We start from the raw sequence: 16823 nt of genomic DNA, 5'->3' as shown, positions 1-16823 counted from the left end.
ATATGCGCTCCTTTGCCCAACGACTTGCCTTTGCCGCGACGGCAACTTTTGCACTCGCGCTGTCAGGCGCTCAACTTGCCAGTGCCGAAGACATTGATCTGTACACGGGGCTGCAGCAGAACGCCGGCAAGCCCAACGTTGTGATCATCTTTGACGATGGCTCTAACTCAGACGCCAACGCGACGTTCACCTGCTCGGCGACTGGGCTGACTGTGGCCAACCCAACAAAGAGCTCCGGCGCTGAGCAGTGTGCCCTCTACGGCGCCGCACAGTCGATTGCGAGCAATCCGTCTTTGCTGGGCAACGTCAATCTGGGTCTGATGTTGTTTGACCCCAAGAGCCCCGGCGGATTGTTCACGTTCCCTTCTGCGAATCCCAGGTCGGCGCAGACGCTGCAATTGATGGACAACAACGGCGTCAACAGCCTGCTGTCGTACATCCAAAACCAGTTCGCTACGGACCTGACCGGCGGCAACAATGTGCAGACAGCCGGCGCCATGCAGGAAGCCTGGGCGTTCTACGCGGGTTACCAGAACACCAAGGTGGCGGGCCTGTCTGGCACGCAGTACACATCGCCCATCAGTAACCCTTGCCAACGAAATTTCGTCATCTACATTGGCAACGCGACCAACAGCGGCCACCCTGCCGAGAGCGATCCGAAGATGTTGGCGGCGCTTCAAGCGGCCGTGCCCACGCCCACGGCTGCACAGACGACGCAAATCGCGATCAATAGCAAGTACGCGTCGAACTGGGGTGACGAGTGGTCGCGCTATATGTACCAGAGCGACCTGCAAGGCACGGCCAACACGGCCAACCCGCAGAACGTCATCACCTACGCCATCACGGTGACGGACGGCAAGAATCAGGACTACGTCAACTTCGATAACAGCATGGCCACCAATGGTGGCGGCAAGGCCTACACCGTTCAGCTTGGCGATGTGGCGGGCCTTCAGGATGCGCTGCTGTCGATCCTCAATGAAATCCAGGCGGTCAACAGTGTGTTCGCATCGGTCAGCTTGCCGGCTGCCGTGAACGCGCAAGGCCAGTTCCTGAACCAGGTGTACATCGGGATGTTTCGCCCCGATGCGACGGCAGCCCCGCGCTGGATGGGCAACCTCAAGCAGTACCAGGTGGGCTTCGACACCAACGGTAACCTCCAGTTGCTGGATTCAGTCGGCAAGGCCGCGCTGAGCAATGCGGGCACGGGGTTCATGTCGCCCAGCGCCATCAGCTTCTGGACCGCCGACCCGCCGCTGTCTTTTGGCTCAAGCGGTTATGGCAGCAGCATCAGCAATTGGCCGACCAAGGGTTTCTGGCAAAACAGCCCGTCCAGCAAGGGTTGGGCCTTTGACTCACCCGACGGTGAGATCGTCGAAAAAGGCGGCGCTGGTGAAATGCTGCGCGCATTATTCCTGACCAGCCAGGGCAGCCGCACGCTGCTTACCTGCAACGGCAAGGGCACTTGCCCGACCAGCACGGCTATGCCAACGTTCGACACGGCCAACACATGGCTGACCGGCACCAGCGGGCTCAACGCCATCAACTCATACAACAGCACGAACGGCGCGCCCACCATCGCGTCGAGCGAGCAGACCAACTTCATCAACTGGGTGCGCGGCCGCGATGTTCAGGCGCTGGACAATTCGACGGTCGCGGGGCAGGAAGCCGAAACTGGCCCGGGCTCGCCCGTGACGATCCGCCCGTCCATCCACGGTGATGTGCTGCATTCCCGGCCGGTGGTCATCAACTACGGAGGCAGCACCGGCATCGTGGTGTTCTATGGCGCCAATGATGGTGTCTTCCATGCCATTAATGGCAATCAGACGACGGGTATCAACGGGGTGCGACCTGGTGGCGAGCTGTGGGGCTTCATCCCGCCCGAGTTCATTGGCAAGCTGAGCCGGCTCTATGCCAACTCGCCACAGGTGAAGCTGTCCACTACGCCGAACGGCATTACGCCGACACCGACGATGCGTGATGACTTTTTCGACGGCAGTACGACCGTCATGCAAGACCAGCGCATTTCGGGAAGCGCCCGCACCATCATCTACTTGACCGCACGGCGTGGCGGTAGCTTGATTTACGCCCTGGAGGTAACCGACCCCGCCAACCCGCGCTATCTCTGGTCGCGCAGCAACACCGATATTCCGGAGCTGGGTCAGACGTGGTCCAAGCCGAGACTGATGCGCGTGGCCGGTTACGCCAACCCTGTACTGATCATGGGCGCCGGCTACGATGCGTCTTCCGAAGACAGCGACCCCGCACCCGGCACCGATACCATGGGTCGAGGCATCATTGTGCTCGATGCCTACAGCGGCGCGCCGGTCTGGAGCGCCTTGCCGAACTGCGCTGGCATGGCGGGCGTGTGTGTGAAGAACACCGGCCTGACCCGTTCGATTGCCTCGGATGTCACTACGGTCGATCGCACAGGTAGCGGTTACATCCAGATGGCCTACGTGGGCGACGTTGGTGGCAACATCTGGCGGGTGGACTTCCAAAGCTCCGCTGGCAACGCCCCCGCCAACTGGGCACTGACGCAGTTCGCGTCGCTCGGCGGCGCTGCCAACACCAACAACGCGCGCAAGTTCTTCTATGCGCCCGATGTCGTGCCCACCGCCGGTTTCAACGCCGTCATTGCCGGCACCGGCGATCGCGAGCACCCGCTATATTCGGCTTCTACAACGCCGGGCACCGCCTACAACGTGGTCAACCGCTTCTATATGTTGAAAGACCCGAATCTTGGCCCCGTGCCGGCTGGTTGGGTGCCATTGACGGAAGCCAACCTCGTAGATTCGACTTCGACGGCGTACAGCGGGACGGGCTCAGGCTTCTACATCACGCTGCCGAATCCGGGCGAGAAGGTCGTGAACGCCCCCCTCACGGTGGCTGGCTACACCACGTTCGGGACCAACACCCCGGCGGTTCCGTCCGCCGGCGCGTGCTACCCGAACTTGGGCATCGCCCGCACGTATTCGGTGAGCTTCCTGACAGGCACTGGCCAGAACCCGAATCGCTCGGTGGTGCTGGACGGTGGCGGGTTCCCGCCCTCGTCGGTCTATGGCGTGGTGCTGGTGAACAACGGCAGTGGCGGTACGACGCCGGTGCCGGTGTGCTTCGGGTGTGGCAACCAGACGGGAACGGGCGCAGGCGGCTCCGCGCTGGCGCCCGTCCAGGTGACACCTAAAGGCCTTGGCAAACGCAAGCGCACATTCTGGTTCTCCGAAACCGACAGGCACTGACCTGCATCTCCCAACGGCCCGCCCCGCGCGGGCCGTTACAATTCCGGCCAGATGCCGGAGCATTTCCGTTCCCGCAACCATCCGGAGAGTAGCCATGAGTGACGTCTATGCATTCGAGGCCGATTCGTTAACCGGCCAGCGCGTGCCGCTGTCGCAGTACAAGGGCAAGGTCCTGCTGATCGTGAACACGGCGAGCAAGTGCGGATTCACCCCGCAGTACGCGGGGCTGGAGGCGGTGTACAAGCGGCTGCACGACAAAGGGCTGGAGGTGCTCGGCTTTCCGTGCAACCAGTTCGGCAAGCAGGAACCGGGCGGCGAAGACGAAATCGGCGCCTTCTGCGAAAAGAACTACGGCGTCTCGTTTCCGATGTTCGGCAAGATCGACGTGAATGGCTCCACCGCGCATCCGCTCTACAAGTGGCTGACCTCGGAAAAGCCCGGCGTGCTCGGTATCGGAGCCATCAAATGGAATTTCACCAAGTTCCTGCTGCGCCGCGACGGCACGGTCTACAAGCGCTACGCGCCCATGACCAAGCCGGAAGAGATTGCCGACGATATTGAGCGGCTGCTGGCGGAGCCCGATCCCGCCTGACGTTGCGGTCGTCAATCCGACGAGCCTCGCACCTTGCGCATGAAATCCGCCAGCGAGCGCTCGGCGGATTCGGCAAAGTGGCGCTCCAGAATGTCGACCTTGACGCAGCGGTCGAGGCGGAAGGTGCGGTAGTCCTGACGATGTTCGCACCAGGCGGCCACCAGCCAGACTTGTCCCCAGAAGAACAGGCCGAGCGGTTGGATGCAGCGCTCGGTCAACTGGCCCTGCGCGTCGCGGTAAGCAAGCCGCGCAACAGCGTGGCGGCCAAGCGCTGCATGCAGCGTGTCGAATACCTGCTTGACCTCGCTGCCCATGCCGTAGCCGGGCGCGAAGATGCGCGTGGTCTCGGCCTCGGAGCGGCGCTCCGCGGGCAGGGCGCCCATGAGCTTTTCCAGTGCGGCTTCCACCGAGTCGGCCATGGTGCCACCACTCCACGCCTTGATCATCCGTGCGCCGGCCACGAGCGCTTCGACTTCGTCGGCGGTGAACATGAGCGGCGCAAGGTCGTAGCCTGCCCGCATGCGGTAGCCGATACCGGCCTCCCCTTCGATCGGTACGCCTGAGACGGATAGATCGCGGATATCGCGATACACCGTGCGCTCCGACACGCCGAGGCGGTCGGCCAGCATGGCCGCCGTGGTCAAACGGCGGCCTCGCAGGATCTGGGCAATCTGGAACAGGCGGTCGGCGCGGCGGGTCATGCGCGGCATTGTAGTGGGCTTGGGCCCGGGTGCAATGCGCGCCATATCCCCTACGCGCCGAAGGGCGTCAACTCGCGCTGCGGGTGGATGTCGACGATATCGACCTGCTCCCCACGGCGCAGCATGCGCTTGCCCAGTCGCGGGAAATCGGCAATCTCGATGTTGAGATGTTCGCCGCCGCACAGATAGACGAGATCGTCCTTGCCGCAGTTGCGCAGGTGATGCGCGACGCCTGTGGGGAAGGCCATGAAATCGCCGCCGCGCACGGTGAAGATGCTGTCGTCGATCTCGGCCTGCGCTTCGCCGGAAAGGATGTAGATCCATTCCTCCTCGCGCTGGTGCGAGTGATAGACGAACGACTCCTTGCCCGGCGGCACGCGCGCGAAATTCACGCCGGTACGTTTGAGCCCGAGCAGCCGGCCCATCATGGTGCCGTGAATTTCCGACAGGCTGTTCCAGGGGTGCGAAAACGACTGCGTGCGCGCGGTGACATCCGCGGCACGCATGAGATACGGGGATTGGCTCGGCATGGTGTTCTTCTCTGTCTCTTGGTGAAGGCCGGCGCCCGCGCACTGGCCTTGGGGAGCGTTACTGCTGTTACTGCTGCAGCAGGTACGCCTGCGTCTTGGCATCCGGCTCGTGCAGGCCGATGCGGTTGCCTTCGGTGTCGACGATGTGGGCGATGCGGCCCATGTGGTCGGGCAGCGTCATCGGCCCAAAGACGCATTGGCCGCCGCTGCCGTTCACGCGCTCGAGCACGGCATCCAGGTTGGGCGCGTTCAGGTAGACCACGCTGCCCTTGTCGGACGGCGCAAAGCCCTCCCCCTTGACCAGCGCACCGTGGATGGTCGTCTCACCCGCCGGAAACACGCCCATGGTCAGGTCGCCCATATCTTCCTGCTTGAGCTGCGTGTCGAAGACGTTCTCGTAAAACTTCACCGCACGCGGGAAATCGTTGGCGGGAATTTCAAACCAGTTGATGACGCTTGCCATGATGTTCGCTCCGTTAGGTGGCTCAGGCGGTTGGGAGTGCCGTTGCCGGTTAAGGTGGAGCGATTCTGGCGGGGGGCTCCTGACAGCGTTCTGTCAGGAGCGTTCAGGAGGGTGGCAAAGCGTGTTGCAGATTGCCCAGGCAGTGAATACCGGGCGGAGGGAGGAGCGATTCAGTGCGGAATCCAACCCGCCAGCAGCGGCACCAGCACGGCCGTCAGCACGCCGTTCAGGCCCATGCCCAGCGCCGAGAACGCCCCCGCTTCCGGATTGACCTGAAACGCGCGGGCCGTACCAATGCCGTGCGCCGCGATGCCGGTGGCAAAACCACGCACGCTGTACTCGCGCACGCGCAGCAGGTTCAGCAGCCGCGTCGTGGTCGTCGCCCCGACAATGCCGGTAATGAGCACCAGCACCGCCGTGATGGTCGGCGCGCCGCCAATCTTCTCCGAGATGCCCATGGCGATCGGGATCGTCACCGATTTCGGCGCCATCGAGCGCAGCGTTTCCGGCGATGCGCCCAACAGCCACGCGATGCCCACGGCTGACACCACCGCGACGACCGACCCTGCAAGGAGCCCAGCCATCAGCGGCACCGCGTGGCGGCGCAGCTTCGCCCACTGCTGAAACAACGGCACCGCCAGCGCCACCGTCGCCGGCCCCAGCAGGAAGTGCACGAACTGCGCGCCGTCAAAGTAGGTCTTGTACGGCGTGCCCGTCACGGTCAGCAGCGTGCCCAGGATGACAACCGCAATCAGCAGCGGGTTGACCATCGGGTTAAAGCGGCTGCGTTCATGAAGGCGCACGCCGATCAGGTACGCGATGAGCGTGGCGGTCAGGCCGAGCAGCGGGCTGGCGGCCAGATAGACCCAGAGTTGGTGCAGGTTGGGAGCCATCGCGTTCATGGGGCCAGCTCCTCCTGGCCTTCGCCGTGGTCCCCCGTGCGGCGCATCAGCGCGCGCGTCACGAGCGCACCGGCGGCAATCGACAGCCACGTCGATACGACGGTCGCCACCACGATTGGCAGCCATTCCTGCCCGATGCGGTTCAGTTGCGTCATGACGCCCACGCCGGCCGGCACGAACAGGATGGTCAGGTGACGCAGCAGTTCACGGACGGTGCCCTGCATGACTTCGAGCACGCGGCCCTTGTCCACCAGCAGGTAGATGACCAGCAACACCATGCCGATCACCGGACCGGGCACCGGCAGGTGCAGCGAATACGTCAACAACTCTCCCACCGACTGGAACGTCAACAGGATCGCGAAGGTTTGCAGCATGGGGCCTCCGGGCAAAACGAAGCGCCAAGTATAGAACCCGGCTGCGTTCGTTTCAGGCCAGCATGCGGTCGACCAGCTCGATCCAGTGTTCGACCGGCGTGTCCGTGCCGCTCTGCAGATGCGTCAGGCAGCCGATGTTGGCGGAGACGATGCGCTCAGGCTGCGTGGCTTGCAGCTTGGCGAGCTTGTCATCGCGCAGGCGATAGGCAAGTTCCGGTTGCAGCACCGAATAGGTGCCGGCCGAGCCGCAGCACAGGTGGCTGTCGGCGCAGAGCTTGACGTCCACGCCCAGCGAGGCGAGCAGCGTTTCCACTGCGCCGCGAATCTGCTGGCCGTGTTGCAGCGTGCAGGGCGGGTGCCACGCCACGCGTGGCCGTTGTGCTTCGGGTTTGGTCTTCTGCAGGAGCTGCTGCGAGAACGCCGGCAGCACCTCGCACAGGTCGCGCGTCATCGCGGACACGCGCGCCGCGCGTTCGGCATAGGCGGGGTCATCGCGCAGCAGGTGGCCGTATTCCTTGACCATCGCGCCGCAGCCGGAGGCCGTCATGACGATGGCCTCGGCGCCGGCCTCGATATGCGGCCACCATGCGTCGATGTTGGCGCGCATGTTGCCGAGGCCGCCCGCATGGTCGTTCATGTGATAACGGATGGCGCCGCAGCAGCCGGCGCGGTCCGCGCTGATGAGCTGCACGCCCAGCTTGTCGAAGACACGCGCCGTGGCGGCATTGATGTTGGGCGACATGGCGGGTTGCACGCAGCCTTCAAGCAGCAGCATCTTGCGAGCGTGCACGGTGCCGGGTCGCGTGCCGGCGTGCGGCTGCCGGGCCGGAACCTTGTTGCGCAGCACTGGCGGCAACATCGGCCGCACCGCCTGTCCGAGCTTGAGCGCGGAGCCGAACAGCGCCGGCCGCGTCAGGCCCTCGCGCAGCGCCCAGCGCACGGCGCGCTCGCCCAACGGGCGTCGCATTGAGCCCACCCCGCCTTTCGCGTCGAGCTGGTCATCGACGATCTTGCGGCCGATCTCCACCAGGCGCCCGTAGGTCACGCCGGACGGGCAGGTCGATTCGCAGTTGCGGCAGGTCAGGCAGCGGTCGAGGTGCAGGCGTGTAGCGGCGCCGGCGGGCTGGCCCTCCAGCACCTGCTTCATCAGGTAGATGCGCCCGCGCGGGCCGTCCAGCTCATCGCCGAGCAGTTGGTAGGTCGGGCAGGTGGCCGTGCAGAAACCGCAGTGCACGCACTTCTGCACGATGCTTTGGGCTTCTTCGCCGTCGGGGGTGTTGCGCAGGAACGCCGCGAGCGTGATTTGCATGATGGGCTTGCGTTAGAAGTCGGCGTACAGACGGCCCGGGTTGAAGATGCCGTGCGGATCGAAGCTGTCCTTCAGGCGTTTATGCACGGCCATCAACGGCGGGGCGACGGGCGTGAAGATGTCGCTGGCGCGGTCGCCGTTGCGGAACAGCGTGGCGTGGCCGCCGGCCTTGCGTGCTGCATCGCGGATGGCGTCGGCGGAGGTGTTGGCGGTGTCGATCCACCAGCGCTGGCCGCCGCCCCATTCGACGAGCTGCTCATCGGCCGACGCATGGCCGAGCGCCAGCGGCGGTGTGGCAGGGGGCAAAGCGATGCGCCACAACGGCAGGCTGCCTTGCACGGCACGCGCGAAAAACGCATGCGATTGCTCGCGCAGGTCGCGCCAGAACGCGGTCCCTTCTGCGTCCTCGACACGCTCGCCGCCGAGCTTGGCGATGGCTGCGCGCACGGCCGCATCGGCACCGCTCAGGCGCACCCACAGGGCACCGTCGATCCACGCGGACGCCGCAATCGGCAACGGCTGGCCACCCCAGCGGTTGAGTGTGTCGATGGCCTCGCCTTGTGCCATGGCAAAGCGCAGCGTCGCATCGCAGAACGGCATCGGCAGCACCTTGAGCGACACCTGCACGATCAAGCCGAGCGTGCCGAGTGCACCGGCCATCAGGCGCGAGACGTCGTACCCGGCCACGTTCTTCATCACCTGGCCGCCAAAGTTGAGCATGTCGCCGCGGCCGTCCATGACGACAGCGCCGAGCACGAAGTCGCGCAGCGCGCCCACCGACTGCCGGCGCGGGCCGGACAGGCCGGATGAAAACGCACCGCCTACCGTTGCCTGTCGGCCATTCGCAGCAAAGTGGGGCGGCTCGAACGCCAGCATCTGCTTGTGCTCGGCCAGTGCGGCTTCGATCTCGACCAGCGGTGTACCGCTGCGCGCTGTGATGACGAGTTCTGCGCAGTCGTAATCGACGATGCCGGACCACTCGCGCGTGTCGAGCACGGTGCCGTCGGGTGCGGGCGCGCGGCCATAGAAATCCTTTGTGCCGCCGCCGCGCAGGGTGAGCGGCGTGCGGTTGCTTGCGGCCTGCGTAATGGCGTCGCGAAAGCGTGCGAGCGCGGGCGAAAGGGCGGTGTCAGACGTGATGGGCATGTTGAACCTTCGGGCGCAACGGCTTGTTCGCTGCGTGCGGCTTCGGAATGGTCAGGCGGCGATCAGAAACGCGGCAAGTCGGGGTGGGGCAGCAGGCCGTTGCGCACGTGCAGCTTGCCGTATTCGGCGCAGCGCGCGAGCGTGGGGATGGCCTTGTCGGGGTTCAGCAAACGCACCGGGTCAAAAGCCGCCTTCACGCGCAGAAATGCGTCACGTTCTTCTGCCGAGAACTGCACGCACATCGAACTGAGCTTTTCCACGCCCACGCCGTGCTCGCCCGTTACGGTGCCGCCGAGTTCCACGCAGGTCTCGAGGATGTCGGAGCCGAACAGTTCGGCGCGGTGCCATTCGTCCTGGTCTTCGCCGTTGAAGAGGATGAGCGGGTGCATGTTGCCGTCGCCCGCGTGGAACACGTTGATGCAGCGCAGGGCGTACTTCTGCTCCATCTGCTGGATGCGCCGTAGCAGCGTGCCAATGTGCTTGCGCGGGATGGTGCCGTCCATGCAGTAGTAGTCCGGCGAAATGCGCCCGGCTGCCGGGAAGGCATTCTTGCGACCGCTCCAGAACTTCAGGCGCTCGGCTTCGCTTTGCGAGACCTGGATGCGCGTGGCACCGGAGGCGCGCAGCACTTCGCTCATGCGCGCGATCTCTTCGGCCACTTCTTCGGGCGTGCCGTCGGATTCGCACAGCAGGATGGCGGCCGCGTCGAGGTCGTAGCCGGCGCAGACGAATTCCTCAACGGCAGCGGTGGCGGGCTTGTCCATCATTTCCAGCCCCGCCGGGATGATGCCCGCGGCAATCACGTCGGCCACGGCGTTGCCGCCGGATTCCACGTCGTCGAAGCTCGCCATGATCACCTGCGCGAGTTGCGGCTTGGGGATCAGGCGCACGGTCACTTCCGTCACCACGGCCAGCATGCCTTCGGAGCCGATCACCGTGGCCAGCAGGTCCAGGCCGGGGGCGTCGGGCGCCTCGCTGCCGAATTCAACCACCTCGCCGTCCATCATCACGGCGCGCACGCGCAGCACGTTGTGCACGGTCAGGCCGTACTTCAGGCAATGCACGCCGCCGGAGTTCTCGTTCACGTTGCCGCCGATGGTGCAGGCAATCTGCGATGACGGATCGGGCGCGTAATACAACCCGTGCGGGTTGGCGGCTTCCGAAATGGCGAGGTTGCGTACGCCCGGCTGGACCACCGCCGTACGCGTGTATGGGTCCACCTTGATGATGCGCTTGAACTTGGCCAGCGACAGCACCAGCCCGCCCGGCGTCGGCATCGCACCGCCCGACAGGCTCGTCCCCGCGCCGCGCGGCACCACGGGCACGCCCATGCGGTGGCACACGCGCAGGATTTCGACGACCTGCGCCTCGGTATCCGGGAGCACGACGGCCAGCGGCACCTGCCGGTAAGCGGCCAAGCCGTCGCATTCATACGGGGTGGTGTCTTCGCGCTCCCAGAGCAGCGCGTCGTCGGACACGATCTGGGACAGCGCGGCGGTCAGCTCAGCCTGCAGGGCAGACGGATCGCGAGCGGTGGCGGGCAGCGATGCGTTCATGGGGTGTCTCTCATCGTTGTGCCCGGCAGCGGTGGCCGGGATGGAGGGCACTATAGCCCGGCCGCCGCGCCATGCGGCGTGTTAAGGACTTTTGCTGCGATGAATTTGGCTCGCCGGAGCGGCCAATGCGGTTCATCGCGGGGCAGCAAGGTTTCATTGCCCATTCGCGCGAGCCTGACCTCCACGATCGAGCCTTCAACCGCCGACGGTGGGGTGCAAAGCACCGAGCTTCACACTAAAAGTATCGAATCCGAGGTTCAGGTACCTCGCGCGTGAGGCAAATAGGATCGGCGTTGATGAAAAAAGCAGCAACGATGACGTTCGGAACGTCAACTTCGAGGCCCTGGGGCTCGACCCATGACGCTTTTTGCCCCGACGTTGCTGTTTTTTTCATCAGCGCTGAGGGTTCAGGGCTTCAACGTCGAAACTAAAAGTTTCGAATCCGGTAGTTCGAGACCCAGCCGCGAGGCTCGGGGGCCGGCCGCTGAGCGGCTTACCAATCCAGCCCAAGCAACCAATCCACAAAATGCCGCGCCTCGGGCTTCATCGGCGCCTGCTCGCGCTGGACAATGTAATAAGCATGTGGCGACGCCGATTCGATGTCCAGCAGCCGCACGATCTGCCCCGAAGCCAGCCAGTTGCGCGCCATGGCTTGACGCACCAGCGCCACGCCCTGGTTGGAGGCGACGGCTTCGAGCATTAGGCCGATGTCGTTGAACAGCGAGCCGGTCGCAGGCTCCGCCGCGTCCAGCCCGGCCGCCTCGAACCATGGGCGCCAGGGCTCCAGCGGGCTGCGCAGCAGCGTGAGGTTCAGCAACTGCGACGCTTCGGTGATGGTGTTGCCGCTGATCTGCTCGAAGTAGGCCCGCCCGCACGCCGGGAAGACCGGCTCGTTGAGCAGCAGCGTGGTCTTCAGGTCCGGATAGCGGCCGGTGCCGTAGCGGATTTCGACATCGGTGTCCTCGGCTTTCACGTCGAGGAACGGGATGGAGAGATGCAGTTCCAGATCGATGTGCGGGTACAGCGCGTTGAACTCCGGCAGACGCGACACCAGGTGCTGGCGTCCGAACGTGGGCGGAATCGCCACGCGCAGCCGCGCGCGCTGTTTGCTGAATTCCGGCCGTGCCAGTTCGTGCAGGGTGTCGAGCGCCACTTGCACACTGCGCAGGTAGCGCGTGCCCGCGGCGGTCAGCCGCAACGCCGTGCCCGTGCGCACGAAGAGGTCTTCGCCCCACAGCTCTTCCAGATTCTTGATGCGGTGCGATACCGCGCTGGGCGTGACGGACAGTTCTTCGGCCGCGCGCGCGAAGCTCGCATGGCGCGCCCCGGCCTCGAAGGCAATCAACAGATGCAGCGGAGGAACGCGCTTGAAGACGGAAGACATGCGGGCGGTCGCTGGTAGGTGAATCGGTTACAGGTGGAAGATCTTGCCGGGGTTCAGGACGTGCTTCGGGTCCAGCGCCTGCTTGATGCTGCGCATCAGGTCGATCGCATCGTTGCCGTGTTCGGCGATGAGGAAGTCCATCTTGTGCAGACCCACGCCATGCTCGCCCGTGCAGGTGCCGTCCATGGCAATTGCACGGGCGACGATGCGCTGGTTGATGCGCTCGGCCTCTTCCAGTTCTTCCGGCTTGTTTGGGTCGATCAGCAGCGCAACGTGGAAGTTGCCGTCGCCCACGTGGCCGACGATGGGGGCGGGCAGCTGCAGCGCGCTGGCAAGCAGGTCCTTCTCGGTCTCGACCACGCATTCAGCCAGGCGCGAGATCGGCACGCATACGTCGGTGGTGACGGCGCGGCAGCCCGGCTTGAGTTGCAGAAAGGCGAAATAGGCGTTGTGGCGAGCGTTCCACAGGCGGCTGCGGTCTTCGGGGCGCGTGGCCCATTCGAAGCCTTGGCCCTTGTGTTCAGCAGCGATCTGCTGGACGGTCTCGGCCTGCTCCTGCACGCCGTGCTCCGAGCCGTGAAACTCGAAGAACAGCGTCGGCATCTCGGGCAGCGTGAGCTTGTCGTACTGGTTGATCGCGCGGATGGCCAGCGCATCGACAAACTCCACGCGCGCAATCGGCACGCCCATCTGGATAGTGTCGATCACTGCCGACACCGCATCGCCCATGCTCGGGAAGGCGCACACGGCCGCGGATACCGCTTCGGGCTGCGGATACAGCTTCAGCGTGATCTCGGTGATGATGCCAAGCGTCCCCTCGCTGCCGATGAACAGGCGTGTGAGGTCATACCCCGCCGACGATTTACGTGCGCGGTTGGCCGTCTTGATGATGCGGCCGTCAGCGGTGACCACCGTCAGGTTCAGGACGTTTTCGCGCATCGTGCCGTAACGCACGGCGTTGGTGCCCGAAGCGCGCGTCGCGCACATGCCGCCGATGGATGCATCCGCGCCCGGGTCGATCGGGAAGAACAAACCGGTATCGCGAATCTCGGTATTGAGCTGCTTGCGCGTGACGCCCGGCTCGACCGTCACCGTCAGGTCTTCGGGGTGCACCGACAGCACGTGGTTCATCTGCGAGAGATCGAGGCTCACGCCACCGGCCACGGCCAGCAGATGGCCTTCGAGCGACGATCCGGCGCCATACGGGATCAGCGGAATCTCGTGCTCGAAGCAGAGCCTGGCGACGGCAGCGACTTCCTCGGTGGTCTGCGCGAAGACGACGGCGTCGGGCAGCATCGGGTCGTAGGCGGATTCGTCGCGGCCGTGGTGGGCGCGCACGGCTTCGCTCATGGAGACGCGATCGCCGAAGCGGGTGCGCAGCGCGTCGAGCATGGCCGGGGGAATCGGCTTGCGGATGATATGGGAGGGCGGGGCTGGATGGTTCATGGCGTCTCGCGTGGGGCAGCGGTCTGAAGCCGGCTCGGGCTGTCATTCTAACGCCGGGGTCGTACCGCCCTTGCGATAATGGCGCCACCAACATTGACGCGATACAGGGAGACGCACCGTGGGCAACCGCTTATCGAAGATCGCCACACGCACCGGCGACGACGGCACCACCGGCCTCGGCGACGGTAGCCGCACGGACAAGGACAGCCTGCGCATCGCCGCCATCGGCGACGTCGACGAGCTGAACTCGCACATCGGCGTGCTGCTGACGGAAACGCTGCCCGACGGCGTGCGCACGGCGCTCACCGCCATCCAGCACGACCTGTTCGATCTGGGTGGCGAACTCTGCATTCCGGGCTACACGATGGTGACGACCGCGCACGTGTTGCGGCTCGACCAATGGCTGGCCGACTACAACGCCGATCTTCCGCGGTTGGCCGAATTCATCCTGCCCGGCGGCAGCCGCGCTGCGGCCCAGGCGCATGTCTGCCGCACCGTCGCGCGCCGTGCCGAGCGCAGCATCGTCGCACTCGGCCGCGCCGAGACCATTGGCGAGGCGCCGCGCCAATACGTCAATCGACTGTCGGACCTGCTGTTCGTGCTGGCGCGCGTGCTCAATCGCGCAGATGGCGGCACGGACGTCCTCTGGAAACGCGACGAGCACAAGCCGGCGTAATCACCGTCGGCACCAAACAAAACGGCCCGGCGAGTGACGGCAACTCGCCGGGCCATTTTCTTGCAGCGCTGACTTAGTTCACGCTCGTTGGTGTCGTCGTGCTTTGCGCCACGGCGGCCAGCCCCGCCAATTGCCCCGGCGTGGTGATGGTCAGCGCCTGCGATGGCGTCGGCGCCGGGAAGCCGGCTTCGGCCAGCGCTTCCTTGATGGTGCGGTTGGTGTCGAAATAGACCTGCCAGTAGTTGTCGTTGTGCGTGTACGGGCGCACGGCCAGCACCGGCCCAACCAGGTTGAATTCCAGGATTTCAACATCGACCGCCGGTTCGGTCAGCACGTTGGGAATGGCGGCCACCTTCTCCTTGAGCAGCGCGATGGCGGCGCGGTGGTCGGCGCTTCCGGCCAGTTGTGCCTTCAGCTCGACGCGGCGGAAGGGGTTGGAGGTGTAGTTCTGGATCGTGTCCGCGAAGATCTTGCCGTTGCCGACAATGCTGACCACGTTGTCTGGCGTGTTGATGGTCGTGGCAAACAGGCCGATCTCCTTGATGGTGCCCGTCACGCCGCCGGCCGTCACGAAGTCGCCCACCTTGAACGGCCGCAGCACGATCAGGAACGCGCCCGCAGCAAAGTTCGACAGCAGGCCCGACCATGCCATGCCGATCGCCACACCGGCTGCGGCAATCAGCGCCGCGAACGTCGTCGTCTGGATGCCGAAATAGCCGAGGATGCCGATCACCAGCAGCACATTCAGCGTGACGGTGATGATGGAGCCGACATACCGCAGCACGGTCGGATCGACCTTCTGTCGGCTCAACGAGCCTTCCACCATGCGCACCGCCAGATTGATCAGCCAGCGGCCGACTACCCAGAAAACGATCGCGCCGAGGATCTTCATGCCGACGTCGGTGGCGTATTGCGCCACGATTGCCTGGTACTTGCTTGCGGTGTTGACGGCGGTGTCCGCCAGGTTGTCTGCCATGGGTGCCTCCGAAAGAGCAGGGGGAAACCCACCTACGATATGTCAAAGACAACGCACTTGTGTGACTTTGATACGCTTCGCTCACATTTGTTATAGATCTGCGCTTTGATGCGCGCGCAAAGAAAAAGGACGCCCGCAGGCGTCCTTTCCAATCACGCCTGAGGGCGTCTTAGTTGCCGCTGCCCGGTACCAGACGGCGCTTGCGCACGGCGTCGGCCAGCGTTTCCAGCACCTTCACCGAATCGTCCCAGCCGATGCAGGCGTCGGTCACGCTCTGGCCGTAGGCCAGGTCGGACACCGGCGTGCCTTGCACGTGGTCCTGGCGGCCGGCATTGATGTGCGATTCCACCATCACCCCGACGATGCGGTTGTCACCGGCAGCCATCTGGCGGGCGATGTCTTCGCACACCGGAATCTGGTTCTCGTGCTTCTTGCTGCTGTTGGCGTGCGATGCGTCGATCATCAGGCGCGCGGCCAGGCCCGACTTGGAGATGGCGTCGCAGGCTTCCTGCACGCTGGCCGCGTCATAGTTGGGCGCCTTGCCGCCGCGCAGGATGATGTGGCAATCCTCGTTGCCTGCCGTCGACACGATGGCCGAGTGGCCGCCCTTGGTGACCGACAGGAAGTGGTGCGGCTGCGATGCGGCCTTGATGGCGTCCACGGCGATCTTCACGTTGCCGTCGGTGCCGTTCTTGAAGCCGACCGGGCACGACAGGCCGGAAGCCAGTTCGCGGTGCACCTGGCTTTCGGTGGTGCGCGCGCCGATGGCGCCCCAGCTCACCAGATCGGCGATGTACTGCGGGCTGATCACGTCGAGGTATTCGGTGCCGGCGGGCAGGCCCAGTTCGTTGATGTTCATCAGCAGCTCGCGCGCGGTGCGCAGGCCGTCGTTGATCTTGAAGCTGCCGTCCATGTGCGGATCGTTGATCAGACCCTTCCAGCCGACGGTTGTGCGCGGCTTCTCGAAGTACACGCGCATCACGATTTCCAGCTCGTTCTTGAAGCGCTCGCGCTGCTCGACCAGGCGGCGGGCGTAGTCCATCGCTGCCTTGGTGTCGTGGATGGAGCAGGGGCCGATGATGACGATCAGGCGGTCGTCCATGCCGTGCAGGATGCGGTGCATCGCGTTCCGGCTTTGGTAGATCAGGTCGGACACGGTGTCGCTGCACGGGAATTCGCGGATCAGATGTGAGGGCGGCGTCAGCTCTTTCAGTTCGCGAATGCGCAAATCGTCGGTGTTCTTCGGCATGGAAAGCTCCGGGGATGTGTCTTGAGTTCTATTGGAAACGTCTACTGTGTTCGGATCATGTTTCGCGTCGGTGCCGGGGTGGGGCAGGTGACTGGGCGAAAAAAAACCGCCAGGGTCGCTGGCGGTTTTCGGTATCTGCTGGGTGCTTTATTTTTGCTGCAAGCGCCCCTCTCCTTCCGCCAGCGGTGCGAGATGCCAAAAGTAAAAGTAAAAAAACTTGGCGAAGGACATGAGAGGAAAACCAGGCAATGCAGGAAAAATTGTGGCGCGCGGGTGACTT

The 16823-nt window shown here is 64.6% G+C and carries 15 protein-coding genes; 3 read left to right on the top strand and 12 right to left on the bottom strand.

The features are described from left to right. The first annotated feature begins 2 nt into the window (after positions 1-2). Both CFE42_RS05025 and CFE42_RS05020 read left to right on the top strand, forming a co-directional pair. Entirely contained in the window at positions 3-3239 is a 3237-nt protein-coding gene (locus tag CFE42_RS05025) for a PilC/PilY family type IV pilus protein (RefSeq protein WP_004631611.1), read from the top strand. A 94-nt stretch (positions 3240-3333) separates the two neighbouring features. Beyond that, positions 3334-3831, top strand: coding sequence for a glutathione peroxidase (locus CFE42_RS05020; RefSeq protein WP_004631613.1), 498 nt, complete (start codon positions 3334-3336; stop codon positions 3829-3831). 11 nt (positions 3832-3842) lie between these two features. On the opposite strand, the gene CFE42_RS05015 is transcribed toward CFE42_RS05020, so the two are convergent. The 10 genes from CFE42_RS05015 to CFE42_RS04970 form a co-directional block, all read right to left on the bottom strand. Continuing rightward, positions 3843-4541, bottom strand: coding sequence for a YafY family protein (locus CFE42_RS05015; RefSeq protein WP_012436369.1), 699 nt, complete (start codon positions 4539-4541; stop codon positions 3843-3845). A gap of 41 nt (positions 4542-4582) precedes the next feature. Continuing rightward, complete coding sequence (locus CFE42_RS05010; RefSeq protein ID WP_004631617.1) at positions 4583-5062, bottom strand: cupin domain-containing protein; 480 nt, start codon at positions 5060-5062, stop codon at positions 4583-4585. Between the two features lie 67 nt (positions 5063-5129). After that, entirely contained in the window at positions 5130-5525 is a 396-nt protein-coding gene (locus CFE42_RS05005; protein WP_004631619.1) for a VOC family protein, read from the bottom strand. Between the two features lie 170 nt (positions 5526-5695). Further along, positions 5696-6427 carry an LrgB family protein gene (locus CFE42_RS05000; protein ID WP_004631621.1) on the bottom strand — a complete coding sequence of 244 codons (732 nt, stop codon included), beginning with the start codon at positions 6425-6427 and terminating at the stop codon, positions 5696-5698. Further along, a complete protein-coding gene (locus CFE42_RS04995; RefSeq protein WP_004631629.1) occupies positions 6424-6801 on the bottom strand; it encodes a CidA/LrgA family protein in 378 nt (125 codons plus the stop codon). The genes CFE42_RS05000 and CFE42_RS04995 overlap by 4 nt, the downstream gene beginning before the upstream one ends. 52 nt (positions 6802-6853) lie before the next feature. Then, on the bottom strand, positions 6854-8110 hold the full coding sequence (glcF, locus tag CFE42_RS04990; protein ID WP_004631630.1) for a glycolate oxidase subunit GlcF: 1257 nt from the start codon (positions 8108-8110) through the stop codon (positions 6854-6856). Positions 8111-8122: 12 nt separating this feature from the next. Then, positions 8123-9256, bottom strand: coding sequence for a glycolate oxidase subunit GlcE (gene glcE / locus CFE42_RS04985; RefSeq protein WP_004631633.1), 1134 nt, complete (start codon positions 9254-9256; stop codon positions 8123-8125). Between the two features lie 62 nt (positions 9257-9318). Next, the gene (locus CFE42_RS04980; RefSeq protein ID WP_004631634.1) at positions 9319-10812 is read right to left on the bottom strand and encodes an FAD-linked oxidase C-terminal domain-containing protein; all 1494 of its coding nucleotides are present in this window, start codon (positions 10810-10812) and stop codon (positions 9319-9321) included. Between the two features lie 493 nt (positions 10813-11305). Beyond that, entirely contained in the window at positions 11306-12196 is an 891-nt protein-coding gene (locus CFE42_RS04975) for a LysR substrate-binding domain-containing protein (protein ID WP_004631636.1), read from the bottom strand. 27 nt (positions 12197-12223) lie between these two features. Next, positions 12224-13642: an FAD-linked oxidase C-terminal domain-containing protein gene (locus CFE42_RS04970; RefSeq protein WP_004631637.1), complete on the bottom strand. Its 1419-nt coding sequence runs from the start codon at positions 13640-13642 to the stop codon at positions 12224-12226. A gap of 118 nt (positions 13643-13760) precedes the next feature. On the opposite strand from CFE42_RS04970, the gene CFE42_RS04965 reads away from it, so the two are divergent. Then, positions 13761-14318 carry a cob(I)yrinic acid a,c-diamide adenosyltransferase gene (locus CFE42_RS04965; RefSeq protein ID WP_004631638.1) on the top strand — a complete coding sequence of 186 codons (558 nt, stop codon included), beginning with the start codon at positions 13761-13763 and terminating at the stop codon, positions 14316-14318. A gap of 73 nt (positions 14319-14391) precedes the next feature. Here the strand turns inward: CFE42_RS04965 and CFE42_RS04960 are convergent, their stop codons facing one another. Both CFE42_RS04960 and aroG read right to left on the bottom strand, forming a co-directional pair. Further along, positions 14392-15294 (bottom strand): mechanosensitive ion channel family protein, encoded by a 903-nt coding sequence (locus CFE42_RS04960; protein ID WP_004631639.1) that lies wholly within the window; start codon positions 15292-15294, stop codon positions 14392-14394. 169 nt (positions 15295-15463) lie between these two features. Continuing rightward, complete coding sequence (gene aroG / locus CFE42_RS04955; RefSeq protein WP_004631640.1) at positions 15464-16543, bottom strand: 3-deoxy-7-phosphoheptulonate synthase AroG; 1080 nt, start codon at positions 16541-16543, stop codon at positions 15464-15466. Positions 16544-16823 lie beyond the last annotated feature (280 nt).

The organism is Ralstonia sp. PBBBR1, assembly GCF_002256165.1.
Lineage (GTDB): Bacteria > Pseudomonadota > Gammaproteobacteria > Burkholderiales > Burkholderiaceae > Ralstonia > Ralstonia thomasii.
Note: the sequence above shows the minus strand (reverse complement) of the source record. Positions and strands in the feature narration are given on the sequence as shown.

What these genes read in the sequence shown, in the direction of transcription:
- glcF (WP_004631630.1), bottom strand. Translation starts at nt 8,110, where the DNA reads ATGCAAATCACGCTCGCGGCGTTCCTGCGCAACACCCCCGACGGCGAA.
- glcE (WP_004631633.1), bottom strand. Translation starts at nt 9,256, where the DNA reads ATGCCCATCACGTCTGACACCGCCCTTTCGCCCGCGCTCGCACGCTTT.
- CFE42_RS05000 (WP_004631621.1), bottom strand. Translation starts at nt 6,427, where the DNA reads ATGAACGCGATGGCTCCCAACCTGCACCAACTCTGGGTCTATCTGGCC.
- CFE42_RS05020 (WP_004631613.1), top strand. Translation starts at nt 3,334, where the DNA reads ATGAGTGACGTCTATGCATTCGAGGCCGATTCGTTAACCGGCCAGCGC.
- CFE42_RS04975 (WP_004631636.1), bottom strand. Translation starts at nt 12,196, where the DNA reads ATGTCTTCCGTCTTCAAGCGCGTTCCTCCGCTGCATCTGTTGATTGCC.
- CFE42_RS05025 (WP_004631611.1), top strand. Translation starts at nt 3, where the DNA reads ATGCGCTCCTTTGCCCAACGACTTGCCTTTGCCGCGACGGCAACTTTT.
- CFE42_RS05015 (WP_012436369.1), bottom strand. Translation starts at nt 4,541, where the DNA reads ATGCCGCGCATGACCCGCCGCGCCGACCGCCTGTTCCAGATTGCCCAG.
- aroG (WP_004631640.1), bottom strand. Translation starts at nt 16,543, where the DNA reads ATGCCGAAGAACACCGACGATTTGCGCATTCGCGAACTGAAAGAGCTG.
- CFE42_RS05010 (WP_004631617.1), bottom strand. Translation starts at nt 5,062, where the DNA reads ATGCCGAGCCAATCCCCGTATCTCATGCGTGCCGCGGATGTCACCGCG.
- CFE42_RS04960 (WP_004631639.1), bottom strand. Translation starts at nt 15,294, where the DNA reads ATGGCAGACAACCTGGCGGACACCGCCGTCAACACCGCAAGCAAGTAC.
- CFE42_RS04970 (WP_004631637.1), bottom strand. Translation starts at nt 13,642, where the DNA reads ATGAACCATCCAGCCCCGCCCTCCCATATCATCCGCAAGCCGATTCCC.
- CFE42_RS04995 (WP_004631629.1), bottom strand. Translation starts at nt 6,801, where the DNA reads ATGCTGCAAACCTTCGCGATCCTGTTGACGTTCCAGTCGGTGGGAGAG.
- CFE42_RS04980 (WP_004631634.1), bottom strand. Translation starts at nt 10,812, where the DNA reads ATGAACGCATCGCTGCCCGCCACCGCTCGCGATCCGTCTGCCCTGCAG.
- CFE42_RS05005 (WP_004631619.1), bottom strand. Translation starts at nt 5,525, where the DNA reads ATGGCAAGCGTCATCAACTGGTTTGAAATTCCCGCCAACGATTTCCCG.